General features: G+C 63.1%; 23 protein-coding genes and 1 tRNA gene. 14 read left to right on the forward strand and 10 right to left on the reverse strand.

All coding sequences use genetic code 11. From position 1 onward, the window contains the following. Positions 1-324: 324 nt before the first annotated feature. On the reverse strand, positions 325-636 hold the full coding sequence (locus tag LR961_RS18455; RefSeq protein WP_232151444.1) for a helix-turn-helix domain-containing protein: 312 nt from the start codon (positions 634-636) through the stop codon (positions 325-327). Continuing rightward, positions 633-1,058 (reverse strand): hypothetical protein, encoded by a 426-nt coding sequence (locus LR961_RS18460; RefSeq protein ID WP_232151445.1) that lies wholly within the window; start codon positions 1,056-1,058, stop codon positions 633-635. The genes LR961_RS18455 and LR961_RS18460 overlap by 4 nt, the downstream gene beginning before the upstream one ends. On the opposite strand from LR961_RS18460, the gene LR961_RS18465 reads away from it, so the two are divergent. Beyond that, complete coding sequence (locus LR961_RS18465; protein WP_232151446.1) at positions 949-2,760, forward strand: PLxRFG domain-containing protein; 1,812 nt, start codon at positions 949-951, stop codon at positions 2,758-2,760. The two genes, LR961_RS18460 and LR961_RS18465, sit on opposite strands and share 110 nt — an antisense overlap. A gap of 33 nt (positions 2,761-2,793) precedes the next feature. Here LR961_RS18465 and LR961_RS18470 read toward each other — a convergent pair whose 3' ends face one another. Together LR961_RS18470 and LR961_RS18475 are read right to left on the reverse strand one after the other, a co-directional pair. Next, the gene (locus LR961_RS18470; RefSeq protein WP_232151447.1) at positions 2,794-3,453 is read right to left on the reverse strand and encodes a hypothetical protein; all 660 of its coding nucleotides are present in this window, start codon (positions 3,451-3,453) and stop codon (positions 2,794-2,796) included. Continuing rightward, complete coding sequence (locus tag LR961_RS18475; protein WP_232151448.1) at positions 3,450-3,827, reverse strand: hypothetical protein; 378 nt, start codon at positions 3,825-3,827, stop codon at positions 3,450-3,452. The genes LR961_RS18470 and LR961_RS18475 overlap by 4 nt, the downstream gene beginning before the upstream one ends. Before the next feature lie 208 nt (positions 3,828-4,035). Here LR961_RS18475 and LR961_RS18480 point away from each other — a divergent pair, with 208 nt between their 5' ends. The 4 genes from LR961_RS18480 (at position 4,036) to LR961_RS18495 (ending at position 6,505) form a co-directional block, all read left to right on the forward strand. After that, positions 4,036-4,491 carry a hypothetical protein gene (locus LR961_RS18480; RefSeq protein ID WP_232151449.1) on the forward strand — a complete coding sequence of 152 codons (456 nt, stop codon included), beginning with the start codon at positions 4,036-4,038 and terminating at the stop codon, positions 4,489-4,491. Positions 4,492-4,690: 199 nt separating this feature from the next. Further along, on the forward strand, positions 4,691-5,476 hold the full coding sequence (locus LR961_RS18485) for a hypothetical protein (RefSeq protein WP_232151450.1): 786 nt from the start codon (positions 4,691-4,693) through the stop codon (positions 5,474-5,476). Further along, the gene (locus LR961_RS18490; RefSeq protein WP_232151451.1) at positions 5,476-5,952 is read left to right on the forward strand and encodes a hypothetical protein; all 477 of its coding nucleotides are present in this window, start codon (positions 5,476-5,478) and stop codon (positions 5,950-5,952) included. The genes LR961_RS18485 and LR961_RS18490 overlap by 1 nt, the downstream gene beginning before the upstream one ends. Positions 5,953-6,268: 316 nt before the next feature. Then, the gene (locus LR961_RS18495) at positions 6,269-6,505 is read left to right on the forward strand and encodes a hypothetical protein (protein WP_232151452.1); all 237 of its coding nucleotides are present in this window, start codon (positions 6,269-6,271) and stop codon (positions 6,503-6,505) included. 458 nt (positions 6,506-6,963) lie between these two features. Here LR961_RS18495 and LR961_RS18500 read toward each other — a convergent pair whose 3' ends face one another. Together LR961_RS18500 and LR961_RS18505 are read right to left on the reverse strand one after the other, a co-directional pair. Then, positions 6,964-8,022, reverse strand: coding sequence for a 4Fe-4S dicluster domain-containing protein (locus tag LR961_RS18500; protein WP_232151453.1), 1,059 nt, complete (start codon positions 8,020-8,022; stop codon positions 6,964-6,966). Further along, on the reverse strand, positions 8,019-8,309 hold the full coding sequence (locus LR961_RS18505) for a hypothetical protein (protein ID WP_232151454.1): 291 nt from the start codon (positions 8,307-8,309) through the stop codon (positions 8,019-8,021). The genes LR961_RS18500 and LR961_RS18505 overlap by 4 nt, the downstream gene beginning before the upstream one ends. Positions 8,310-8,507: 198 nt before the next feature. Here LR961_RS18505 and hemN point away from each other — a divergent pair, with 198 nt between their 5' ends. The 4 genes from hemN (at position 8,508) to LR961_RS18525 (ending at position 13,049) form a co-directional block, all read left to right on the forward strand. After that, positions 8,508-9,917 (forward strand): oxygen-independent coproporphyrinogen III oxidase, encoded by a 1,410-nt coding sequence (hemN, locus tag LR961_RS18510; RefSeq protein WP_232151546.1) that lies wholly within the window; start codon positions 8,508-8,510, stop codon positions 9,915-9,917. Positions 9,918-9,984: 67 nt separating this feature from the next. After that, positions 9,985-10,071 (forward strand) — tRNA-Leu (locus LR961_RS18515). Between the two features lie 22 nt (positions 10,072-10,093). Next, the gene (locus LR961_RS18520; protein WP_232151455.1) at positions 10,094-11,383 is read left to right on the forward strand and encodes a nucleotide sugar dehydrogenase; all 1,290 of its coding nucleotides are present in this window, start codon (positions 10,094-10,096) and stop codon (positions 11,381-11,383) included. A 43-nt stretch (positions 11,384-11,426) separates the two neighbouring features. Then, positions 11,427-13,049, forward strand: coding sequence for an FMN-binding glutamate synthase family protein (locus LR961_RS18525; protein ID WP_232151456.1), 1,623 nt, complete (start codon positions 11,427-11,429; stop codon positions 13,047-13,049). Between the two features lie 105 nt (positions 13,050-13,154). Here LR961_RS18525 and LR961_RS18530 read toward each other — a convergent pair whose 3' ends face one another. After that, positions 13,155-14,405, reverse strand: coding sequence for a TIGR03862 family flavoprotein (locus LR961_RS18530; RefSeq protein ID WP_232151457.1), 1,251 nt, complete (start codon positions 14,403-14,405; stop codon positions 13,155-13,157). Continuing rightward, positions 14,389-14,820 carry an FKBP-type peptidyl-prolyl cis-trans isomerase gene (locus LR961_RS18535; RefSeq protein ID WP_232151458.1) on the reverse strand — a complete coding sequence of 144 codons (432 nt, stop codon included), beginning with the start codon at positions 14,818-14,820 and terminating at the stop codon, positions 14,389-14,391. The genes LR961_RS18530 and LR961_RS18535 overlap by 17 nt, the downstream gene beginning before the upstream one ends. 61 nt (positions 14,821-14,881) lie before the next feature. On the opposite strand from LR961_RS18535, the gene LR961_RS18540 reads away from it, so the two are divergent. From LR961_RS18540 to LR961_RS18550, 3 genes are all read left to right on the forward strand, one after another. Next, positions 14,882-15,247, forward strand: a complete 366-nt coding sequence (locus LR961_RS18540; RefSeq protein WP_232151459.1) for a DUF6164 family protein — start codon at positions 14,882-14,884, stop codon at positions 15,245-15,247. Between the two features lie 51 nt (positions 15,248-15,298). Next, positions 15,299-16,054, forward strand: a complete 756-nt coding sequence (locus LR961_RS18545) for a sulfurtransferase (RefSeq protein WP_232151460.1) — start codon at positions 15,299-15,301, stop codon at positions 16,052-16,054. Positions 16,055-16,583: 529 nt separating this feature from the next. Then, entirely contained in the window at positions 16,584-17,576 is a 993-nt protein-coding gene (locus LR961_RS18550; protein WP_232151461.1) for an LLM class flavin-dependent oxidoreductase, read from the forward strand. 42 nt (positions 17,577-17,618) lie between these two features. On the opposite strand, the gene LR961_RS18555 is transcribed toward LR961_RS18550, so the two are convergent. Both LR961_RS18555 and LR961_RS18560 read right to left on the reverse strand, forming a co-directional pair. Next, positions 17,619-18,248, reverse strand: a complete 630-nt coding sequence (locus LR961_RS18555) for an exopolysaccharide biosynthesis protein (protein ID WP_232151462.1) — start codon at positions 18,246-18,248, stop codon at positions 17,619-17,621. A gap of 15 nt (positions 18,249-18,263) precedes the next feature. Next, positions 18,264-19,607, reverse strand: coding sequence for a hemolysin family protein (locus tag LR961_RS18560; protein ID WP_232151463.1), 1,344 nt, complete (start codon positions 19,605-19,607; stop codon positions 18,264-18,266). 275 nt (positions 19,608-19,882) lie between these two features. Between LR961_RS18560 and LR961_RS18565 the strand changes: the two genes are divergently transcribed. Together LR961_RS18565 and LR961_RS18570 are read left to right on the forward strand one after the other, a co-directional pair. Then, positions 19,883-20,509: a pit accessory protein gene (locus tag LR961_RS18565; protein ID WP_232151464.1), complete on the forward strand. Its 627-nt coding sequence runs from the start codon at positions 19,883-19,885 to the stop codon at positions 20,507-20,509. A 13-nt stretch (positions 20,510-20,522) separates the two neighbouring features. Continuing rightward, a complete protein-coding gene (locus tag LR961_RS18570; protein WP_232151465.1) occupies positions 20,523-21,644 on the forward strand; it encodes an inorganic phosphate transporter in 1,122 nt (373 codons plus the stop codon). Positions 21,645-21,652 lie beyond the last annotated feature (8 nt).

Genomic DNA, 21,652 nt, shown 5'->3' on the forward strand with positions numbered 1-21,652 from the left:
TCGAGCTGGTGGCCGCGCGGGGCAGGGGTGGCGATGTCGTCGGGCAGCACATGGGCGCCGAACAACACGTCGAACTGGCTGTCGACCGATTGCAGCGAGGGAGTGCGCATCAGGACCTGCCCTGCCGCGGCTGCGGCTGATGGTCATCGCGCAGTGCTGCCGCCCATCGGTACGCGGTGGCCCTGCTCATACCAAAGTCTCGGCAGAGCTCGTCGGTGGTGGGGACCCGCGTTCCGTACTTGCGGACCACGCGGATTGCCACGGTGATGCCCTGGTGCTGTGAACTTGGGCTGGGCAGCTTGGGGCCGCTGCGATACCTGGCGCTCATGCCACACCTACGGTGAGCAGCTGATAGCCGATCTTTCGGGTGTTCCGAATTCGCTGATTCGCGCCAGCGGTCGCCAGCTTCTTGCGGAGGCGACTGACGAGGACCTGCAGGCAATTGGACTTGGCGGGCGGCGTGCCGCCGTACAGAGCCACGGACAGGTTCGCGTGGGTGACCAGCTCGCCGCCTGCCTGCAGCAGCTGCTTGTAGATGCAGTGCTCTGCGCAGGTGAGCCAGACGATGGTGCCGGCAGGGCCACCCACAACGAGCGCGCGCTTTTCTGTCATCAGCTCGACGTTGGAGGCGCTCACGAACGCACCTCGACGAAGGCCAGGTCGTAGATGACGCATTGCGCCAGAGCAGCCACTGACGTGGCATCCGGTGGGGAGTCCGGCACAACCGTCAGGGGAACGATCGTGTTTGCTCTGGCGCAAGCGTCGGGGGAAATTGAGTAGCCGCCGCTCGATACGGCATCAACGGCGTCGAGTGATTCCTGCCAGCGGGACCAAGAGAAGTCCTGGGCCATGAGGGCTTTCAGCCGCGCGCTGCAGTCCGGTACCGATCCGGCATTGCGGAAGCTGTTGAGAGCGGTGTTGGCGACGGTGGTACGCAAGCCCCAGTCATTGACCTGGGCCTGCTGGTACACCACAACCGCCGCGCATAAGCGCAGCATCCATCGCCGCTCTATCCCCGGCTTCGACACGGACGCTGTCAGGGCTTTTGCATTCAACATGCACCACGGTGCCCACCAGCTGGCCCGAGAACGCTTCTCCTACAAACTGCAGGATGTCCTGGGATTGCTTGAGAAGCAGCAGGATGCGGCCCGGCGGGAACCTGAGGCGGACACCCGGCGGATTGCCGCAGGGGACGCGATCCTTGCTGAGCTCAAGTCGCGGCACGACTGGATCATGAATCCGACGGACAGCGCCCTGACGAATCTGGTGTCGTCGTTCGGCTTCACCTACTACCTGGGCGCCACGCCGGCGGCGGCGCTGGTCAACCTGACGCAGACCGCACTGGTCAGTTACCCGTTCTTGGCAGCACGTCACGGGCCGATCAAGGCCATGAACTACATGCTGGCCGCCAGCCGGGACGCCGTGCGCACCATGGGGAACATCCAGCGAACCCTGACGGATCCAGACGAATTGCGGGCCTACCAGGCGCTGCAGGTCTCCGGGGCGATCGACAAGACACAGGCTCACAACCTGGCCGGCATCGCCGAGGGCGGCATGGCCGGCTACAACCCGGCATGGTCCAAGGCAATGGAGATCATCGGCTGGGGGTTCCACAAGACGGAAGTAGTGAACCGCGAGGCGACCGGTATGGCCGCCTTCCGCCTGGCCCGTGACGGTGGTGCTGGATTCGACGAGGCCGTACGCTCTGCGCGCGATGCCATCTTCGACACCCACTTCGACTACAGCAACGCCAACCGCGCGCGCTTCATGCAGAGCGGTACTGCCAAGGTGCTGCTGATGTTCCGCCAGTACAGCTTGAACATGACCTGGGCGTTGGGCCGCATGGTGTGGCAGAGCACCAAGGGACAGGACCCAGAGGTGCGTCGCATCGCCCGCAGGAACCTTGCTGGCGTCCTGGGCATGAGTTCGTTGTTCTCGGGCGTGCTGGGCCTGCCGATGATGAGCATGGCCATGGGCACGCTCAACGCCCTGCAGGCCGCTTTCGGTGACGACGACGAACCTTGGGATGCGGAGACCGAGTTCCGCGCTTTCTTGTCCGAAGCCGTGGGCCCCAGCGGCGCAGAACTTCTGCTGCGCGGGCCGGCCAACAAACTGACCGGGGCCAACATCGCAGGCCGCGTCGGGCTGGACTCTCTGTGGATCCGCGACGCTGACCGCGAGCTCGAGGGCCGCGGCCTGTTCAACCACCTGCTGGAGCAGGCGGCCGGCCCCATGGGCGGCGTCCTGAAGAACGTGCTGGTGGGTACGCAGCAGATCGGAGAGGGGCACACCATGCGCGGCGTGGAGACCATGCTGCCCAAGGGCATGAAGGACGTGATCAAGGCTGGCCGCTATGCCACCCAAGGCGTCAACACGCTCCGCGGTGATCCTGTGCTCGAGGACGTGAGCCTGTGGCAGGTGCTGCTGCAGGGCTCGGGCTTCAGTCCGGCGCAGATCGCCGAGCGGTACGAGCGGAACCGCGCGCTGAAGAATTACGAGGAGCACATCACCGGCCGTCGCCAGAGCCTGATGAACGCCTACGCCATGGCTATCCGCAATGGTGACGCTGGGGATCGCGCGGCGGTGATGGAGAAGATCCTGGCGTTCAACAAAACCAATCCCGAAGTGGCGATCTCGTCGAGCAGCATCCGCGCGTCGATGAAGTCGCGGGCCCGCTACAGCGCGAATGCCGAGGGCGGGATCGTGTTGAATCCGAAACTCGCTGCCCGGATGCGGGAAAGAGTGGGGCTCGCTGAATGAGAAAAGAAAAGGGGACGTTCCCGTCCCCTCTGTTTAAGCCATTGCCAATTGAGATCCGAACCCTGGCGTTGAGTAGCGTCGCGCTTCGCCAGTGACAAATCTCTTGAACTTTTTGCCTGTGCGCTTGGCTAGCACCGCACGGTAAATCTCGTCTCTATCCGCTGCCGGAGCTTTGCCTTCCCGAGCTCTACTGAGAGCCGAAGCAACAGCCTTGGCGCTCCGCTGCATCGCCATCACACAGCCCCCGAGCACGAGGAACACGCCGAGAGCAGAGGTTAATAGGACTGACTTCGTAATCAAGAGCCTGACCATGTGAACCATCGCCTTGCGATAGATATCGTCCACATACTTCCGTTCTTCTTTGCTAAGCGCGTTGATTGCCTTCTCCCAATCCTTGACGCTTGTGATGCGTTGTTTCCGGGCCTTCATGATCAGCTTGGTTGTGAAGATCTGCATGAGGCTTACATCATGCGCATACTTGATTAGGCCATTTATCAGCTGTCGGGTGGCTTTGTAGCCAGGGCTCTTAAAGTTGAGCTTGCCCTGTGCTCCGAGATCAAAAAGCTCATCCCGCAAGTTGAAGAGGTTGTGGCGGGCCATCGCAATGGCGGACTGAGGGTAGATGGTGAATGCCACGTGCCCCAGTGCTAACACCAGTAGTGCAGCAATAATCGAAGCGGTGATGGTGATCATATCTTGTCCCTTTCGTGTGTTTCCCCGTCTTTGCCTAAACCACTCGATGAGCGGTTCGGGTCCATGGCGGTTTCATTCTCAACCGTGCGTTGTGAAAGCTTCTGCACGTGGTCGGAGTTGATTCGGCGCAACCTAGCATATGCCCTCCAGAAAAAGGGGTAGATCGCTACCGTTACAAGTTGGACCCACCACTTGGGTGCAAGTTCCTCAAGCAGATCCTTGAAGCTGGCGCAAAGATCGACCGCAGCATCGACAACCGTGACTTGCCCAGCCAGATATCTGATCGACAGAACGACCGCCGTTGCGATAGATCCGTACTTAATTAGGTGCTTCAGGATGGCAGTGACATTGCTACTGAGGCGTGAAGTGCGCATGGCTGCGAGCTGCGTTCGCATCCTTTCGTTGTCACGAATCAAGTCTTCTCGCGTTTGCGTCCGTTGCTTGCTCAAGTTCCAGTCCCCCTGACCTTGCGCGGAATTTACTGCAAATTGTGAGGGTAATGTTAACAAGTCGTTACGCAAGGGGTGGGTGCCCTACATGTAGTGGTTGCCTATTGCTTTCACCCCCGATCGCGGTTGACGGTTGTCTGGTTGGGTCGCTGGGTGCGCCGAATTAACGAGAGAAAGCTCCACCCTGTTTGGGCGCAACGTCAAAGGCGTCGGCAATCCGCCGGCGTTGTTACAGGGGTTGGTTTTGGATAAGGAAAAGCAAAGGAAGCGTGCCCTGGTTCTTTCGTATGGCGACCAGGATTCGTCGCCGTCGGTCGTTTCGCGGCTGCAACCACGTAAGCGGACCACTCGCGGCATTGCTCAAAGCGAGCAACACTGCCGCGCTACCGAAGACGCTCCAATGGAAAGGTTCTTGAACGATGAACACGTGGTGCTTTACGCGGAGTTCCGGAAAAGCGGATGCAACCCTTCGCCGGGGGTCACCCAGCAGTTCGACCAGATCACCAGGGATATGCTGTCTAACGCCCGATCGACGCAGGTCGTGGCCACATTGATTCGCGCCCAGCTGGGCCTCCCTGATCTGACCTGATGACGATTGCTCTGGCGGGTGAGTGTCCGCCAGAGCCTGCGATACAGAAAGCCGGACGGGAGCTTGAGATGGTTGGGTGATCGCGGGAATTGATGCTGCCAGGGCCGCCTGACGCACACCGCTCGCCGCTCGGTCTGTTGACCACGATGAATGCAAAATGCTAAACATCAATTGAATTAAGTGAATGGATTCTCTTGGAATGCGATCGAAGAAGGTGAATTTGCTTGCGATCTCGGTTTTGGTAGTGATCGCAGTTGCTATTGGCGTCACGGCGCTGAAAAAGGGAGGTGGGGATGCAGGGTCTACTGATGAGGCGTTGCCCACAGATAGTCAGGTAGTGCTTCGTGCTTCAGACTTGAAGAATGCAGAGCGAGCGATGGTTTCTTCCGCCGAGTCTGCTTCCAGCGGTGCAAAGCCTGCGGGCTCAAATCCGTTTCCCAATGTTCCTCGTTCAAGGAGCGGAATGAGTCTGGAGGATGATCCCTTTGCTCCTCAGAGCATTGATGAGCAAAATTGGTTGGATCGTCACGGATATCCCAATGCTCGTCAGTGGGAAACGTACTCTCAGCTCTCTGACGGGCTGCTGCAGGTTGCTGCTGATGCGGGCGATGCAGTGGCTAAGACCATGCTGGACGCGCGTGGTCTGCCGGACCGTGGTGCGGTGGACAAGCTGCTGTTGTCGGCAGCCAATGGTGATGACTTCGCATTGCAGTTGCTATCCGCACGGCTCGCCAAGGTGCCGGGAGAAGGTAGCTTGATTGATGCATATGCGGTGGCAAGAGTTTCTGAGATGAGGGGTAATACCTCGGCAGCCATCACCAGGGAGTCAATGTTCTCCAGCTCGCTTACGCCTGAGCAGAGAATGCGAGGTGAGGCTAACGCTGTTTTACTGAACTCCACTCTTAATTCGCTGTACGAGAAGAAGTTTGGAACAAAATATCCGGTAGATTTTAGACCTGTAACCATCGGGAAAAAGGAGCTTTGATGATGCGTAAGTCTGCGTTGGCCGCCGTTCTTCTGTCTTTAACTGCTGGTGGATTGCTCGCTGCAGAGTGCATTACCCAGGCGATGCCACCATTCAAAATTACGGTTACCTTGGATGACATTAAATCCGCCGGTACGCCTGCGTTGGCATTCTTCAAGGGTTTGGATGATGCCGGCGAGAAGTTGGTGGGCAAGACACTCTGGCGAGAGACGCAGTTCGTAGGGTATGTGACCGTAGTTCACAGGCAACTGTGGGTGACCTCGACGAACATTCAGTACGTGCAAAAGCCTTGCGGACAGACCGTCGAAGAATCTGAAGGTTCGGGAGATATAGTGCAGAATCCGCCTGGCACGGGTGGTGGTAATGGTGGCGGCAATCCGGGAGGGATTGGTGGTTGGAACCCGCCTGGCACTGGTGGCTGCTACGGGAACTGCCAGCCCCCCTATGGCGAAGTCGGGCCTATCCAGCAGATTTAAGGACATCTTAGACAGGCCCGATCGATCCCCGCAGTTGCCACGCTGATAACGGGTCAGTTGGGCCTCCCTGGCCCGACCTAATGACCAACACTCTGGCGGGCGGCGCCCGCCAGAGTCAGGCCGAGATGACGGGGCGGTGATCGGTTGGGTTGCTGGCTCGGATGGAGTACACACCGAGAACTGGCGAGCTGATGCTTGTGGCATGCCTTTGGGATCTCTGGACGGATCCCGCGGGCTAGGAGCCGGACATGCTGTGCTTCGTGGCTGTGACAGGCAAGCTGGAGCCCGGAGTGCTGGCCGCGGCCACGACCGGACGGTGATCAATATGAAGTGGGAGCACGTCGAGCGCTGGGTCAACGCGGATCCCTCGAACCTTGCCGAGCTCCCCACCGACGATGGCGGCCAGGTAGGTGGCGTCTTTCTGCGCTCGGCGCTTGGCTGCCCACCACTCTCGGCCAAGGGTCAAGAACGAGCCGACAAGAACGCCGAGCAGGCCTATCAATGCAGGGCTGATCTGCTGCAGGAACTTCCAAGCGGCGGGGCTGCGGCCTAATGTAGGGTTTGGAACGCCCTTATAGGGGCGGACAGGGTGGCCTGCAACCTGAACGCGCCTGATCCTGTTGGCCGGGATACGAAGCAACAGGAGCTGCGGGGGTGTCATCGCTCTGGCATCGCTGCCGTGTCGCGGGCACGGCGGGATGCGCCTTTCCGTGTCGCTGTGTGTCGCGCGCTGTCGCGCTTAGTGGTTGATTTCCCTAATGTCCCTGCACCTTGACATGGTAGGGGTCACAGGTTCGAACCCTGTACCGCCCACCACTCCCCGGAAACGGAGCGAGTGGAAAACATAAAAAGCCGGCCATCAGGTCGGCTTTTTTGTTGCGCGCGATATTGCCGTGGCGTTGTGGCAGCGGCGCACGCCGCGAAGCTCACGGCGATGCGGAGCGGAGCATGTCAGCTATCCATGCATTGCTGGCAGCGGGTGCAACTCCAGCTTGGCGGCTTGCGCCGCTCCTACAGCGGGCCGCCCGCGCTCAGATACATCAGTACCAACGACAGCGCCATCATCGCGGCGAACAGCAGCGGTTTGACCCGCAGTCTGCGAACGGTGGTGGACTCGGTATCGGCCAGGTGCGCGCGATGGATCAGCCCTTCAGGGAACTGATTGCGGGCCATCGTGTCGTCGCACGCGTCGATGCATGCGCTGCATTCGATGCAGTTGCTGGTGTGGCCGTTGCGGATGTCCAGGCCGATCGGGCAGGCCTGGAGGCAGGCGTTGCAGTCGGTGCAGTCGCCGAGGTGGATCGGTGCGAACTTGGGCATTGCGCCGGCAATGGCCGGATGCGCGGCTCGGAACACGTAATCACTGGCGGTTACCGGGTCCAGCAGGCCGCGTGAGCGGTGCAGGACGCTGGCCTCGCCGACGCCGCGCGGGCCGCGCGGCTCACCGCGCGGCGCGTTGTACTGGATGATCGGCGTGTTGGCATCGGTGATCAGGTGCTGTACACGGCTGTAGGGACAGAGATGGGTGCATACCTGCTCATGCAGGTGCGCCACGTTCGCCCAGGTGGCCAGCGCATAGAAGGCAATCCAGAAGCACTCCCAGCCGTTCAGGGCGAATGGATGCAGCGCCTGGACCAACTGTCCGATGGGGTTGAAGTAGCCGACGAAGGTGATGCCGGTCCACAGTGCGATGACGGCCCACAAGCCGTGCCGTAGCAGCGGGCCGAGAGGTCGCGCGATGCCATCGAAGGTGGTCAGGCGATCCAGGCCGCGAAACACGCGGGTCAACACCGTCTGTGGACAGATGTATGCGCACCACAGGCGCCCGCACAGGACCGTCAGCAGGCCCAGTGCGGCGATGCAGGCAGTCACCAGCCACAGCAGCGGCTGGGCATCCTCCGGGACCAGTTGCATGCCAAACAGGTGGAACTGGCGGGCCGTAAGGTCCAGCAGCAGCGCCGGCTTGCCGCCGGGTTGCAACCAGGGCAGCAGGTAGAACGCGCCCAGCAGTGCCGACGCGACAAGTGCCCGTGCGGCCGCACGCCGCCGCTTTCCCTGTTGCAGCGTCATTCCAGTGGGCCTTCGTCGTTCTCCCCCCGGCGTGGGCGCAACAGTAGTGCGGTGACGGCGCTGGCCGAGGCGGTGGCCAGCCAGAGCAGCAGGAAGCCGACCGTGTAGCCGCGTTCGCGGCTGATGGCGTATTCGGGGAAGCTGACGGCCCCCAGCTTCAACGGATCAACCAGTGAGAAGAACACCGCCGCGGCGATCACCGCTGCAAAGAAGCTGGGCCAGAGCACCGCGCCAAGCTGCTGCACGGTGGAGCGGGGGGGCTGGGGCACCGGTTCGAATTCGTTCATGGGGCTCGGAGCTGCGCGATCGGGACCGCGACCGGGACCGTCGCTATGGCCGGTGCCTGAATCTGCGGGCGGAATAACCTCCATTCCAGACTAAGGGCGGTGGGTCAGCGGGGTTTTGATCTGAATCAAGCCGAAGTTGCGCCGGCCGGATTGATCTAGCTCAAGGCGCTGGCAATGAGTCAGGGCCAAGCTGGCGTCATGGAAATCTCCCCTGTGCCGCTGAATCCCCTGGGCTGGACCTTCGACCCGGAAATCCTGCGCCGCCATGACCGGCCGGGACCGCGTTACACGTCCTATCCGACCGCCCCGCATTTCCACGACGGTTACGGGCAGGCGCAGTTACGCGCCGCCATCGCCCGCAGCAATGCGTCCGCACGGCCCTTGTCGCTGTACGTGCACGTTCCTTACTGCACCAGCCCGTGCTTCTACTGCGGCTGCAACCGGGTCATCAGCCGGGACCGCAGCAAGGGCGAGGGCTATGTGGACCAGGTGCTGCTTGAGGCTGCACGCGCGGCACCGCTGTTCGATGCCGCGCGTGAGGTGATCCAGCTGCACTTTGGTGGTGGTACGCCGAACTTCCTGGAGCCGGCGCAGCTGCGCCGCTTGCTGGAGGGTTTGGCCCGCCATTTCAACTTCAGCCAGAGCCCTGCACGCGATTTTTCCATCGAACTGGACCCGCGTTCAGTTGAAGTGGCCGATATCGCGGTGCTGGCCGAACTGGGTTTCAATCGCGCCAGTCTTGGCGTGCAGGATTTCGACCCGGCGGTGCAGCAGGCGATCAATCGTATCCAGGGCGTCGAGGAGACGATGGCCATCCTCCAGGCCTGTCGTGACAACGGCATGCGCTCGGTCAATGTCGACCTGATCTACGGCCTGCCGCGACAGACGCTGGAAGGCTTCGGGCGCACGCTGGACACCGTGATGGCCGCACGGCCGGATCGTCTGGCCATCTACGGCTACGCCCACCTGCCGCATATGTTCAAGGCGCAGCGGCAGATCCACGACGCCGACCTGCCTGATCCGGAGCAGAAACTGGCCCTGTTGGGGCTGGCCGTGGAGCGGCTGTCGGCGGCGGGCTACCAGTACGTGGGCATGGACCACTTCGCACTGCCCGAGGAGGACCTGTCCCGCGCGCAGCGGGCAGGCAGCCTGCATCGCAATTTCATGGGTTACACGACCCACGCCGACACCGATCTGCTGGGGCTGGGCGTCAGCGCCATCAGCCGCATCGACAACAGCTACAGCCAGAATCCGCGCGAGCTGAAGGACTGGCAGGCACGGCTGGAAGAAGGCGGTCTGCCGGTGTGGCGCGGCCTGGAGCTGGACGCCGATGACCTGCTACGCGCCGAGCTGATCCAGGAGTTGATGTGTCACGGCAAGGTGGACGGTCGAGCCCTGGCGGCTCGCCACGGCATCGATTTCGACCGCTATTTCGCCGACGAACTGGTGGCCCTGCAGCGGTTGCAGCACGACGGGCTGGCAAGCTGTCGCGAGGGAATCGTTGCCGCTACCCGCCAGGGGCGCCCGTTGCTTCGCCTGATCGCCATGTGCTTCGACCGTTACCTGAAGGCGCCGCAGCAGCCGGCGCGGTATTCCCGGGCAATCTGACGATTCCGTCGCTGATGGCGCAGGCCGTGATTCACAATCGCGGCCCGATCAGGCACGCTATCGCGATGCCCGGATGGCGAAACTGGTAGACGCATCGGACTTAAAATCCGCCGGCCGCAAGGCCATGCCGGTTCGATTCCGGCTCCGGGCACCACTTCGCATCTATCAGGGGCGGCATGAGCGCCGAGATTACTGCCGCGGCCACGCCGCGGATCGCCATCATCGGCCTGGGCTATGTCGGCCTGCCGCTGGCTGTGGAGTTTGGCAAGCAGCTGGACACCTTGGGTTATGACATCGATGTGGCGCGCGTTGCCGAGCTGCAGCGCGGCCATGACCACACGCTGGAGCTGGAGGGCGCCGAGCTGGCCGCTGGCGTCCATACGCGCTACACCGCGGACCCGGCCGAGCTTGCTGCGTGCAATGTCTTCATCGTCACCGTGCCGACGCCGATCGATGCGTACGAGCAGCCCGACCTTGAGCCGCTGCGTCGTGCCAGTACCTTGATCGCCGGCGTGCTCAAGCGCGGTGACCTGGTCATCTACGAATCGACCGTTTACCCGGGCACCACCGAAGAAGTCTGCGTGCCGCTGCTGGAACAGGGTTCCGGGTTGCGTTTCAACGATGATTTCCATTGCGGCTACAGTCCCGAGCGGATCAATCCAGGTGATCGCCAACGGCGGTTGCCGGACATCCGCAAGATCACCTCCGGCTCCACGCCCGAAGCCGCAGCGGTGGTGGATGCGCTCTACCAACGCATCATCACCGCCGGCACCTGGCCTGCGCCGTCGATCCGCGTGGCAGAAGCGGCCAAGGTGATCGAGAACATCCAGCGTGACGTGAACATCGCGCTGGTCAACGAGCTGGCGTTGATCTTCGACCGGCTTGGCATCGATACGCTGGACGTGCTTGAAGCGGCCGGCACCAAATGGAATTTCCTGCCGTTCCGGCCCGGCATGGTCGGCGGGCATTGCATTGGTGTTGATCCGTACTACCTGCTGCACAAGTCCGAAAGCGTGGGCTATCACCCGGACCTGATCCACACCGCGCGGCAGGTCAACAATCGCATGGTGGCGCATGTGGTCAGCCGCGTGCGGTTGCTGCTGGAAGGCAAGGGCAAGGCGCTGCCGGGCGCGCGGGTGCTGGTGCTGGGCGTCACCTTCAAGGAGGACTGCCCAGACCTGCGCAACAGTCGCGCGCTGGATCTGGTGCAGATGCTGACCGCCGCCGGTGCGCAGGTGGACGCGTTCGATCCCTGGGCCGATCCGCGCAATGCGCACGACATGGGCGGTGTGGAACTTGTGAAGGAACCGCAGGCCGGTGCCTACGACGCAGTGCTGCTGGCCGTTGCACACCAACAGTTCCGCGAACTGCAAAGCGAGCAGATCATCGCTCTGGGCAAGCCGGATACGGTGATCTACGACGTGAAGTCTGCCTGGCCGCGCGAGCTTGTCGACGACCGTTTGTGACGGCGGGATGTAGAATCCGCCATCCCTGAAGTCGAGGACGGCAATGCATCGCTATCTGGTTTACGTGCTGGCACTGGTTCTGTTGCCGGTTTCACTCGCTCTGGCGAGCCATTGGCCCGCATGGTACTGGGGTGTCGGCCTGTTCGGCCTGATGTCGGTGCTTGGTACCTGGGATGTGTTGCAGCGGCGCAGCGTGCTGCGTCGCAACTACCCGGTGCTGGCACATTTCCGTTATGGCTTTGAATCCATCGGCCCGGAAATCCGCCAGTACTTCGTGCAGAGCGATCTGGAGGACGTGCCGTTCTCGCGCCAGCAGCGGCAGCTGATCTACCAGCGTTCGCGCAATGAAATGGATGTGGTGCCGTTCGGTACGCTGCGCAGTGCGTATGCGGTCGACTACGAGTGGATCAACCACTCGATGGCACCGACCACGATTCCGCACCACGACTTCCGCGTGGTGATCGGCCCGGAGTGCGCCAAGCCGTATTCGGCAAGTGTGTTCAATATTTCGGCGATGAGCTTCGGTTCGTTGTCGGCCAATGCCATTCGCGCGCTGAACAAGGGCGCCAAGCTGGGTGGCTTCTGCCACGACACCGGTGAGGGCTCCATTTCACCGTATCACCGCGAGAATGGCGGCGATCTGGTGTGGGAAATCGGTTCGGGCTACTTCGGTTGCCGCGATGACAATGGTCGTTTCAGCGAGGAGCGTTTCGTCGAGAACGCCAGCAGCGACCAGGTCAAGATGATCGAGATCAAGCTGTCGCAGGGCGCCAAGCCCGGCCATGGCGGTGTGCTGCCGGCAGCCAAGGTCAGCGCTGAGATCGCCGCTACCCGCGGCGTGCCGATGGGCGTGGATTGCGTGTCGCCCTCCAAGCATTCGGCGTTTTCCACGCCGGTGGAACTGCTGCAATTCGTTGCGCGTCTGCGCGTGCTGTCTGGTGGCAAGCCGGTGGGCTTCAAGCTGGCCATCGGTCATCCGTGGGAATGGTTCGGCATCGCCAAGGCGATGCATGAAACCGGACTGTTGCCGGATTACATCGTGGTCGATGGTGCCGAAGGTGGTACCGGCGCATCGCCGGCAGAGTTCATCGACCACGTTGGCGTGCCAATGAACGAGGCGCTGATCCTGGTCCACAACACGCTGGTGGGCTTGAATCTGCGCGACCGCATTCGACTGGGTGCGGCGGGCAAGGTGACCAGTGCGTTCGATATTGCCCGCACCATTGCGTTGGGTGCGGACTGGTGCAACGCCGGGCGCGGTTTCATGTTCGCGCTGGGCTGCATCCAGTCACTCAGCTGCCACAACGACAAATGCCCGACCGGCATCGCCACCCAGGACCCGAGCCGCTGGCGCCACCTGGAGCCGGTGGACAAGGCCCAGCGTGTCTTCAACTACCACGAGAACACGCTGCGCGCGCTGCGTGACCTGTTGGGCGCAGCGGGCCTGCACGATCCGTCCGAGCTTGGGCCGGAGCACATCCTGCGCCGTGTCTCGCCGGTGGAAATCCGTTCGCTGGCCTCGCTGTACCGCTACATCGCACCGGGCGAGCTGTTGAACACGGTGCCCGAGCATGTGGTGTTCCGTGAGTACTGGGCTGATGCGCGCAGTGATTCGTTCACGCCACCCGCGCGCGTGGCCGCATTGCGAGCGAGCAAGCTGCGTTGAGGCATTGCCTGTAGAGCGGAGCCATGCTCCGCTCTGACGGTACCGGGAAGGCTCCTGCCGAGCATGGCTCGGCACTGCCGGTTTCCATCCGGGCCTACGTTGCGGTCAGCGTTGCAGCCAGTGGATCACGCCCTCGGCGGCGCGCAGCCCGCTGGCGTAACACGCGGTCAGCAGATAGCCACCGGTAGGCGCTTCCCAATCCAGCATTTCGCCTGCACAGAACACGCCGGGCACGGCGTTCAACATCAACGCTTCGTTCATGGCTTCCAGGCGCACGCCACCTGCGGTGCTGATCGTCTCGGCCATCGGGCGCGGCCGTAGCAGCCGCAATGGCAGTCGCTTGAGCGTGCGTGCAACGGCGGCGATGTCGTTGCCGGCGTCCTTGCCCAGCACTTCGAACAACAGGCCGGCTTTCACAGCGTCCAAGCCGGCGGCGCGGCGCAGGTGTTCGCCGAAACTGCGGCCCTTGCGCGGGCGGCCCAGCTCGGCGAGCAGGCGGGATTCCTCACGCCCCGGCACCAGGTCCAGCTCCAGCGTTACGTGGCCATCGCGGTTGAGGGTTTCGCGCAGGTCCGCAGCCAGTGCGTAGATCAGGCTGCCTTCGATGCCGTATTCGCTGATGACGCATTCGCCCTGCAACTGCTGGGGCTGGCCGTCGAGGTCACGCCAATGCGCGACGACCGGTTTCAGCGGCGCGCCGGCATGACGCTGCTGGAAGTGCGGGGTCCAATCGACATCGAAGCCGCAGTTGGCGGATTGCAGCGGCGCGGTATCCACGCCGCGCTGTTGCAGCACGTCCATCCAGCTGCCATCGGAGCCCAGTTGCGGCCAGCTGCCGCCGCCCAGCGCGAGCACGGTTGCATCGGCCCGCACCGCGACTTCGCCATCTTCGGTGGCCATGCGCAGGCTGCCATCGTCGTTCCAGCCCAGCCAGCGGTGCTGCACGTGAAAGCGCACGCCGCGTTCCTTCAGCCGCCGGACCCAGCCGCGCAGCAATGGCGCTGCCTTGCGGTCCACCGGAAACACGCGGCCGGAACTGCCGACATACGTTTCCACGCCAAAGCCCTGTGCCCAGCGGCGCAGAGCGTCGGTGTCGAAGCCGTCCAGCCAATGTGCGATTTGGGCCTGCCGCTCGCGATAACGAGAATCGAACAACGGACGCGGATCGGAATGGGTGAGGTTGAGCCCGCCCTTGCCTGCGATCAGGAACTTGCGCCCCGGAGAGCCCTTGGCCTCGTACAGGTCCACCGCCACGCCAGCGCTGCGCAGCCGCTCGGCGGCAAACAGCCCGGCAGGGCCGCCGCCGATCACGGCGACGCGCTTCTGGGCAAGGTCGGTATCAGCGAGCTTGGACATCAAGCAGTTCGACATCGAATACCAATGAGGAGCCGGCCGGAATCGGGCCGGTGCGACGATTGCCGTAGCCGTACTCGGCCGGGATCATCAGCGTGCGCTTGCCGCCGACCTTCATGCCGGCAAAGCCTTCATCCCAGCCGCGGATGACCTGCTTCTCGCCCAGGTTGAAGGTGAACGGTTCGCCGCGATCCACTGAGCTGTCGAACTTCTCGCCATGCTTGTCGGCGGTGCGTTCGTCATACAGCCAGCCGGTGTAGTGGACGGTGACCTTGCTGCCTGCAACGGCTTCGGCGCCGGTGCCTTGCTGGGTGTCGATGCGCTCGAACGTGGCGATGCTGCCGCCCGGCGGTGGCCCCGGCGGGGTGCAGCCGACGGCGAGCAGGGACAGCAGAAGCGGGATGAACAGGCGGCGCATGGCGGGCTCCGGCGGAAAGGGCGTGCAAGGGTAGCGCATCGCTGCCGGGTATCATTGCGCGATGGCCAAACTGCTCCTCAATCTGCGCAACGTCGGTGAAGACGAACGCCGCGAAGTCGGTGAACTGCTCGACCGAAACGAGATCGCCTGGTATCGCACCGAAGCCAGTCCATGGGGTATTTCCCACGGTGGCATCTGGCTGCGCGAGAACGACGATCATCCGCGTGCCAAGGCGCTGATGGCCACGTATCAGGCCGAGCGATCGCAGCGGGTGCGCGCCGAACGCGAGGCGGCGTTGCGCGATGGCAGTGCCGAGACGTTCAGCGGCTTGTTCAGGCAGCGCCCGCTGTACGTGATCGCGGTGCTGCTGGGCATGCTGGCGGCTGCGGCGCTGGTGCTGCTGCCGTTCGTGCTGCTGCGCGGCTGATCCGGCCGCCGGATGGCGGCGATTCGGGTACGGCGGCTTACAATACGGCCCATGATCGTCAATACCGCCGCCTACCATTTCGTCCCCCTCACCGATGCGCAAGCGCTGACCGACATGCTGCTGGAGCGTGCCCAGGCGCAGGCACTGCGCGGCACCATCCTGGTGGCGGAAGAGGGCATCAACCTGTTCCTGGCCGGAAGCCGTGAGGGCATCGACGCCTTCTACGATGCATTGAAGGCAGATGCACGCTTCGCCGACATGCGGGTGAAGTACAGCTACAGCCAGATGCAGCCGTTTGCGCGGCTCAAGGCCAAGGTCAAGTCGGAGATCATCAGTTTCCGGCGCGATGACGGCCAGCCGCTGGATTACCCGCGTGCGCCAAGCGTCGCACCGGCCACCGTGCAGCGCTGGCTGCGGCAGGGCCATGACGACGATGGCAAGCGCGTGGTGATGCTCGATACACGCAACGAGCAGGAATTCGCGCACGGCACCTTTACCGGCGCGCTGACCCTGCCGATCGGCAAGTTCACCGATCTGCCGCAGGCGCTCGAGCCGCATCGCGATGCACTGGCCGACGCCACCGTGGTCAGCTTCTGCACCGGCGGCATCCGCTGTGAAAAGGCCGCGCTGTGGATGCAGAATGACGGCATGCACAACGTGTTGCAGCTGGAAGGCGGGATTCTCGGTTACTTCGAGGAAGTGGGCGGCGAAGGCTACGACGGCCGCTGCTTCGTGTTCGACGAGCGCGTGGCGCTGGACGCCGAACTGCAACCGCTGGTGGATCGCGACGAAAGCCAGGCGGCCTGATGCCCGCGCAGGCTGGAATGCGATGAAGCGCAATCCCAGCGGCTGAGTGGTCTTGATTGACCGCCAACGGCACCTCCCCCAAGCCGCCCTTTCATCTCCGGTGAAAGGGCAACAGCGGGGCCTCGCAGCGATCTGGCAGGCCATGCACGGCTGCCCCCTCCCTTTTGCGCAGTAAAGGGGGAGGATTGGGGAGGGCTGACTTTCCACCGAGCGGTGCTGCAACTCGCGCGGTGGCCAGAACGAAACAACGCATCTACTGAAAGGGCAACAGCGGGGCCTCGCAGCGATCTGACAGGCCATGCACGACTGCCCCCTCCCTTTTGCGCAGCAAAGGGGAGGGTTGGGGAGGGGTGACTTTCCACTGAGCGGTGCTGCAACTCGTGCGGCGGCCAGAACGAAACAACCCACCTACCAGCCCGTTCACAGCCTGCGTGGCAACGTCCCTGCGGAAAACAGCGTTCAGGCGACAGCGGTTCTCAATCGATTCAAGGGCCCCATGTCGTTTCCATATCTCCCTGGAAGCCGCCGCATGATTCCTCTTTCCATCCTTGATCTGGCGCCCGTCTGCGAAGGCTCTGGCCCACAGCAGGCCTTCGCCAACATGCTCGATCTGGCCCGCCACGCCGAGCGCTGGGGCTACCGCAGGTATTGGCTGGCCGAGCATCACAACATGCCGGGCATCGCCAGCGCGGCGACTTCGGTGTTGATCGGGCACGTCGCTGGCGGCACCTCGACCATCCGCGTCGGCGCAGGCGGCATCATGTTGCCCAACCACTCGCCGCTGCAGGTGGCCGAGCAGTTCGGCACCCTGGCGTCGCTGTACCCGGGGCGTATCGATCTGGGACTGGGCCGCGCGCCCGGCACCGACCATCCCACCGCGCGGGCATTGCGCCGCTACTTCGACAGCGCCGACCAGTTCCCGCAGGACGTGACCGAGCTGCTGCATTACTTCGAGCCGGCCCAGCCCGGACAGAGCGTGCAGGCAGTGCCGGGTGCGGGTGTTGACGTGCCGGTGTGGCTGCTGGGTTCCAGCCTGTTCAGTGCGCGGCTGTCGGCGGCGATGGGCCTGCCGTTCGCCTTTGCCTCGCACTTCGCGCCGGATTCGATGGATGAAGCGCTGGCGTTGTACCGCCGTGATTTCCGGCCGTCCGAACGTTTGCAGCAGCCGTACGCGATCCTGGCCCTGAACGTGGTCGCCAGCGAATCGGAAGCGCAATCACGGCGCTTGTTCACCACCCAGCAGCAGAGCTTCGTGAACCTGCGGCGTGGCCGGCCGGGGCAGATTCCGCCGCCGCTGGATGACATCGAGGCGTTCTGGGAGCCGCACGAAAAGGCTGGCGTCGAGCGCGCACTGGCCTGCACCGTGCTGGGTGATTCGGCGCAGGTGGCCGAAGGTATGCGCGTATTCGCCGAGCGTCACCGCCCGGACGAAATGCTGCTCACCGCCAACATCTTCGATCACGGCGCGCGTCTGCGCTCGTTCGAACTGGCGATGCAGGCCTGGACGACGGCGAACCGCTGAGGATTGCTTGCGCGGGAGCGGCCCAAGCCGCTCCTGCGGGGATCAGCCGCCGAACCAGCGTTGGGTCAGCGCAATCACGCCGTTGACCATCTGCTCCGAGCTCAGGCCGAAGAACACAATCGCGCTGATCGCGGCAATCCAGTTGAACAGCATCAATGCGCCATCGCGTTCGATCAGCGCCAGTGCGAACAACAGCAGCTGGAAGCCGAACAGATAGTTGGTGAAGGGGATCGGCAACGACAGCAGGATGCCGACCAGGATCAGCAGCAGGCCGGTCAGCATGCGTGCCGGCAACGGGCTGATCAGCAGTTGCAGGCGCGGCTTGAGCATGCGGTCGAGCCGCTGCAATGGCCGGTTGATCTTGCCCAGAAAGGTGCGCATGGTGCCGCGCCTTGGTCCCCGGTTGCCGATGAACGCCGGCAGCCATGGGCGCGACAGGCCACATACAAGCTGCAGGCCGATCAGCAGCACCAGCGGGCCGCTGACGGCGCCGCCGATACCGGGAATCGGGATGAACGCCGGCAGGATCGCGACAAACAGGAACATGCCGAAGGCGCTTTGTTCCAGCCCCTGAAGAATCTGCCGCAGGGTCAGCTGCTCGGTTGCCTCGCCATGTTCGAACATCTGCAGCAGGGTGCGGATGCCTTCCTTGCGGTAATGGCGGTGCTTCATCGCAGCGGATCCTGGTCAGCCCGTGGTGTCATCGGCGTCGTCGTCCGGCAGTTTGCGCAGCAGCAGCTTGTCGATGCGCGCACCGTCCAGGTCGACGATCTCGATGCGCCAGCCAGCCCAGTCGAAATACTCGCCCGCGTGCGGGATGCGGCCGAAGTGATGCATGCACATGCCGGCCAGCGTGTAGTAGTCGCCTTCTTCGGCGTCCGGCAGTTCAGCGCCTTCCATCAGTTCGCGCAGGTCGTCCACCGGCAGCGAGCCATCGACCAGCAGCGAGCCGTCGGCGCGGGTGACCACCAGCGCGTCCTCGTCGGTGTTTTCGGTGGCCTGCAGGCGGCCGACCACCGCGCCCATCAGGTCGGAGATGGTGACCAAGCCCTGGATTTCGCCGTACTCGTCCACCACCAATGCCATCGACTGGTGCTCTTCGCGGAAGATTTCCAGCAGCTTCATCGCGTGGGTGGATTCGGACACGTACAGCGTCTCGCGCAGGTTCTCGAACAGCGAACCATTGCCGCCGTCCAGTCGCGTGACCAGTGTTTTCACTTCGAGGATGCCGGCGATGTCCTGATCGTTGCCGCGGTACACCGGATAGCGCGAGAACGCATGCTCGCGCATGGTGTGCAGGTTCTTTTCCGGATCGGCGGTGGTATCCAGCCAGGCGATGCGGTTGCGCGGCGTCATCAGGCTGTCGGCGGTGCGATCGCCCAGGCGCATCACGCGGTTCATCATGTCGCGCTCGTGCGAGTCGATCACGCCGGCCTCGTGGCTTTCGGCCACCAGCATGCGGATCTCTTCTTCGGTGACAGACGCCGATTCGCTCTTGCCCAGGCCAAGCAGGCGCAGGACCAGCTGGGTCGAGCGCGACAGCAACCACACGCCGGGCGCGGCGATGCGGGCCAGCCAGCTCATCGGTACCGAAACGATGCCGGCAATGTCTTCGGAGCGGGTCAAGGCCAGGCGTTTGGGTACGAGTTCGCCGAAGATCAGTGTCAGATAAGTGATCAGTGCGACTGCCAGGACCTTGCCGAGGAAGGACGAGTACGGTTGTGGCTCGCCGATCAGCGAGAAGGTGGCCGACAGGGACGGGAAGGCCGCCTGCAGGTGCTGGGCGATCGCGCCGCCGATGGCATCACCACCATAGACGCCCGTCAGGATGCCGATCAGGGTAATGCCGATCTGCACCGTGGATAGGAAATTCTCAGGCTTTTCAGACAGTTCCAGTGCACGTTGAGCGCGCTTGCTGGTGATGGCCTGCTGTTTGAGGCGGCTCTTGCGCGAGGTCATGACCGACATTTCGGACATGGCGAAGAAGCCATTGAGCAGGATCAGGGCAAGGACAATCAGGAACTCAAACACGGGTCTCTCCCCGGGTTGGTGACAGGGAGGGCGGGTGTTTGCGATGGCGGCGGGCGCTCAGGAACGTAGTCCGGCGCGGCGGCGGGGGGTAAGGGTCGTCGTCCATAGGGTGCGCCATGCAGGCGCCGGGCGATCTTAGCAAACCCGAAGCCGTTGACGACAACGTCGTGTTCACATTTTTATTCAGGCTGGGTAGTGGGAATACCCTCATTGCCATCTAACGGTCATAATTCGCCCCCGATGCCGTCCCTCCCGCGACGGCGAATAGGTTCCCCATGTTTTCGTTGCAGACCATCTTCGGCTCCGGCAAGCAGTTCTACACCTACCTTGATGAGGCCGCGCAGGCCGCCGCTGACAGCGCCAAGGCGCTGCACACGATGATGCGTGAAGCTGATCGCGAGCCGGCGCTGGATGCCTTCAAGCTCGCCCGTCTGCGCGAGCGCGCTGCCTCGGACAAGATCAGCCAGGCGCTGGTGGACAGCTTCATGACCCCGATCGAGCGCGAGGACATCGAAGCGCTGGGTTCGGCGCTGTACAAGATTCCCAAGCAGATCGAGAAGTTCGCCGATCGCTATTCGTTGGCCGTGCAGCACCTGGAGCACATCGACTTCGCCCCGCGTGCGGCGATGCTGGAGCAGGCGGCCGATGTCGTGGTGGATATGGTCAACGATCTGCGCAACATGAACCTGGATCGCATGACCGCGCTCAACGAGAAGCTGCGTGCGCTTGAGAACGAAGCCGACCGGCTGATGCTGGAGCTGTACCGCGACATCTACTCCGGTCGTCTGGACAACCTGCAGATGTTCCTGCTCAAGGAATTCTTCGAGATTCTGGAAAAGGCCATCGACCGTTGCCGAGAGGCCGGTGTGGTGGCGTACCAGATCGTGTTGAAAAACAGCTGACGGGGGCGGGTAGATGCTCACCCTTGTTCTGGTGGTGATCCTGGCAGCGCTCGTCTTCGAGTTCATCAACGGCTTCCACGACACCGCCAACTCCATCGCCACCGTGGTGGCGACCAAAGTGCTCTCGCCCGGCTGGGCGGTGATGCTCGCTGCTTTCATGAATCTGATTGGTGCGCTGACCGGCACCGCGGTGGCACTGACCATCGCCAACGGCCTGATCAACACCGATGTGGTGGATGTGACGCCGCAGGTGATCCTGTGCGCGCTGCTCGGCGGCATCGTCTGGAACCTGATCACCTGGTGGAAAGGCCTGCCGTCCTCGTCCTCGCACGCATTGATCGGTGGCCTGTGCGGCGCCGGCCTGGCTGCGGCACACAACAACTGGGATGCGTTGATCTGGTCGCAGAACCTTGGCAACTGGGCGCAGAACAAGGGCCTGTTGTGGAAGGTGTTCGTGCCGATGATCACCTCGCCGATCGCCGGCTTCCTGCTGGGCATCGTGGTGATGTGCCTGCTGTGGGCGATCATCGCTGCGATGGCCCGCATCGGCGGCGTGCTCGGCCGGATGGCGCGTCCGCGTTGGGTCAATGCGTTCTTCGGCAAGGCGCAGATCGTCTCGGCTGCCTACATGGGCTTCGCCCACGGTCATAACGACGCGCAGAAGACCATGGGCATCATCGCCATGACGTTGATCGGCGCCGAGGCGACCGGTGCGTTGAACGACCTGCCGTCCTGGCTGGCCTTCATGCATCCGGACGCGCATGCCGGTGACGGCATCGCGATGTGGATCGTGCTGACCTGCGCCGTGGTGATGGCCGCCGGTACCGCCTCGGGCGGCTGGAAGATCATCAAGACGCTGGGCCACAAGATGGTCAAGCTGCACCCGATCCACGGTTTTGCCGCGGAGACCAGTTCGGCCACGATCCTGACCCTGGCGGCCCACTTCGGCATGCCGGTGTCGACCACCCACAGCATCTCCACCGCGATCATGGGCGTTGGCTTTGCCAAGAACCCGAAGTCGCTGCGGTTGGGTGTGATCGAGCGCATCCTGTGGGCGTGGATCCTGACCATTCCGGCCGCCGGTGGCTGTGCCTACCTGATCCTGAAGCTGTTCGAGGTCGTTGGCTGGAACTGATCGGTTCC

It is taken from the genome of Stenotrophomonas sp. SY1 (genome assembly GCF_021202945.1).
Lineage (GTDB): Bacteria > Pseudomonadota > Gammaproteobacteria > Xanthomonadales > Xanthomonadaceae > Stenotrophomonas.

What these genes read in the sequence shown, in the direction of transcription:
- LR961_RS18485 (WP_232151450.1), top strand. Translation starts at nt 4,691, where the DNA reads ATGCGATCGAAGAAGGTGAATTTGCTTGCGATCTCGGTTTTGGTAGTG.
- LR961_RS18535 (WP_232151458.1), bottom strand. Translation starts at nt 14,820, where the DNA reads ATGCGCCGCCTGTTCATCCCGCTTCTGCTGTCCCTGCTCGCCGTCGGC.
- LR961_RS18470 (WP_232151447.1), bottom strand. Translation starts at nt 3,453, where the DNA reads ATGATCACCATCACCGCTTCGATTATTGCTGCACTACTGGTGTTAGCA.
- LR961_RS18475 (WP_232151448.1), bottom strand. Translation starts at nt 3,827, where the DNA reads ATGCGCACTTCACGCCTCAGTAGCAATGTCACTGCCATCCTGAAGCAC.
- hemN (WP_232151546.1), top strand. Translation starts at nt 8,508, where the DNA reads ATGGAAATCTCCCCTGTGCCGCTGAATCCCCTGGGCTGGACCTTCGAC.
- LR961_RS18555 (WP_232151462.1), bottom strand. Translation starts at nt 18,248, where the DNA reads ATGAAGCACCGCCATTACCGCAAGGAAGGCATCCGCACCCTGCTGCAG.
- LR961_RS18525 (WP_232151456.1), top strand. Translation starts at nt 11,427, where the DNA reads ATGCATCGCTATCTGGTTTACGTGCTGGCACTGGTTCTGTTGCCGGTT.
- LR961_RS18460 (WP_232151445.1), bottom strand. Translation starts at nt 1,058, where the DNA reads ATGTTGAATGCAAAAGCCCTGACAGCGTCCGTGTCGAAGCCGGGGATA.
- LR961_RS18500 (WP_232151453.1), bottom strand. Translation starts at nt 8,022, where the DNA reads ATGACGCTGCAACAGGGAAAGCGGCGGCGTGCGGCCGCACGGGCACTT.
- LR961_RS18520 (WP_232151455.1), top strand. Translation starts at nt 10,094, where the DNA reads ATGAGCGCCGAGATTACTGCCGCGGCCACGCCGCGGATCGCCATCATC.
- LR961_RS18565 (WP_232151464.1), top strand. Translation starts at nt 19,883, where the DNA reads ATGTTTTCGTTGCAGACCATCTTCGGCTCCGGCAAGCAGTTCTACACC.
- LR961_RS18505 (WP_232151454.1), bottom strand. Translation starts at nt 8,309, where the DNA reads ATGAACGAATTCGAACCGGTGCCCCAGCCCCCCCGCTCCACCGTGCAG.
- LR961_RS18530 (WP_232151457.1), bottom strand. Translation starts at nt 14,405, where the DNA reads ATGTCCAAGCTCGCTGATACCGACCTTGCCCAGAAGCGCGTCGCCGTG.
- LR961_RS18550 (WP_232151461.1), top strand. Translation starts at nt 16,584, where the DNA reads ATGATTCCTCTTTCCATCCTTGATCTGGCGCCCGTCTGCGAAGGCTCT.
- LR961_RS18540 (WP_232151459.1), top strand. Translation starts at nt 14,882, where the DNA reads ATGGCCAAACTGCTCCTCAATCTGCGCAACGTCGGTGAAGACGAACGC.
- LR961_RS18570 (WP_232151465.1), top strand. Translation starts at nt 20,523, where the DNA reads ATGCTCACCCTTGTTCTGGTGGTGATCCTGGCAGCGCTCGTCTTCGAG.
- LR961_RS18545 (WP_232151460.1), top strand. Translation starts at nt 15,299, where the DNA reads ATGATCGTCAATACCGCCGCCTACCATTTCGTCCCCCTCACCGATGCG.
- LR961_RS18490 (WP_232151451.1), top strand. Translation starts at nt 5,476, where the DNA reads ATGATGCGTAAGTCTGCGTTGGCCGCCGTTCTTCTGTCTTTAACTGCT.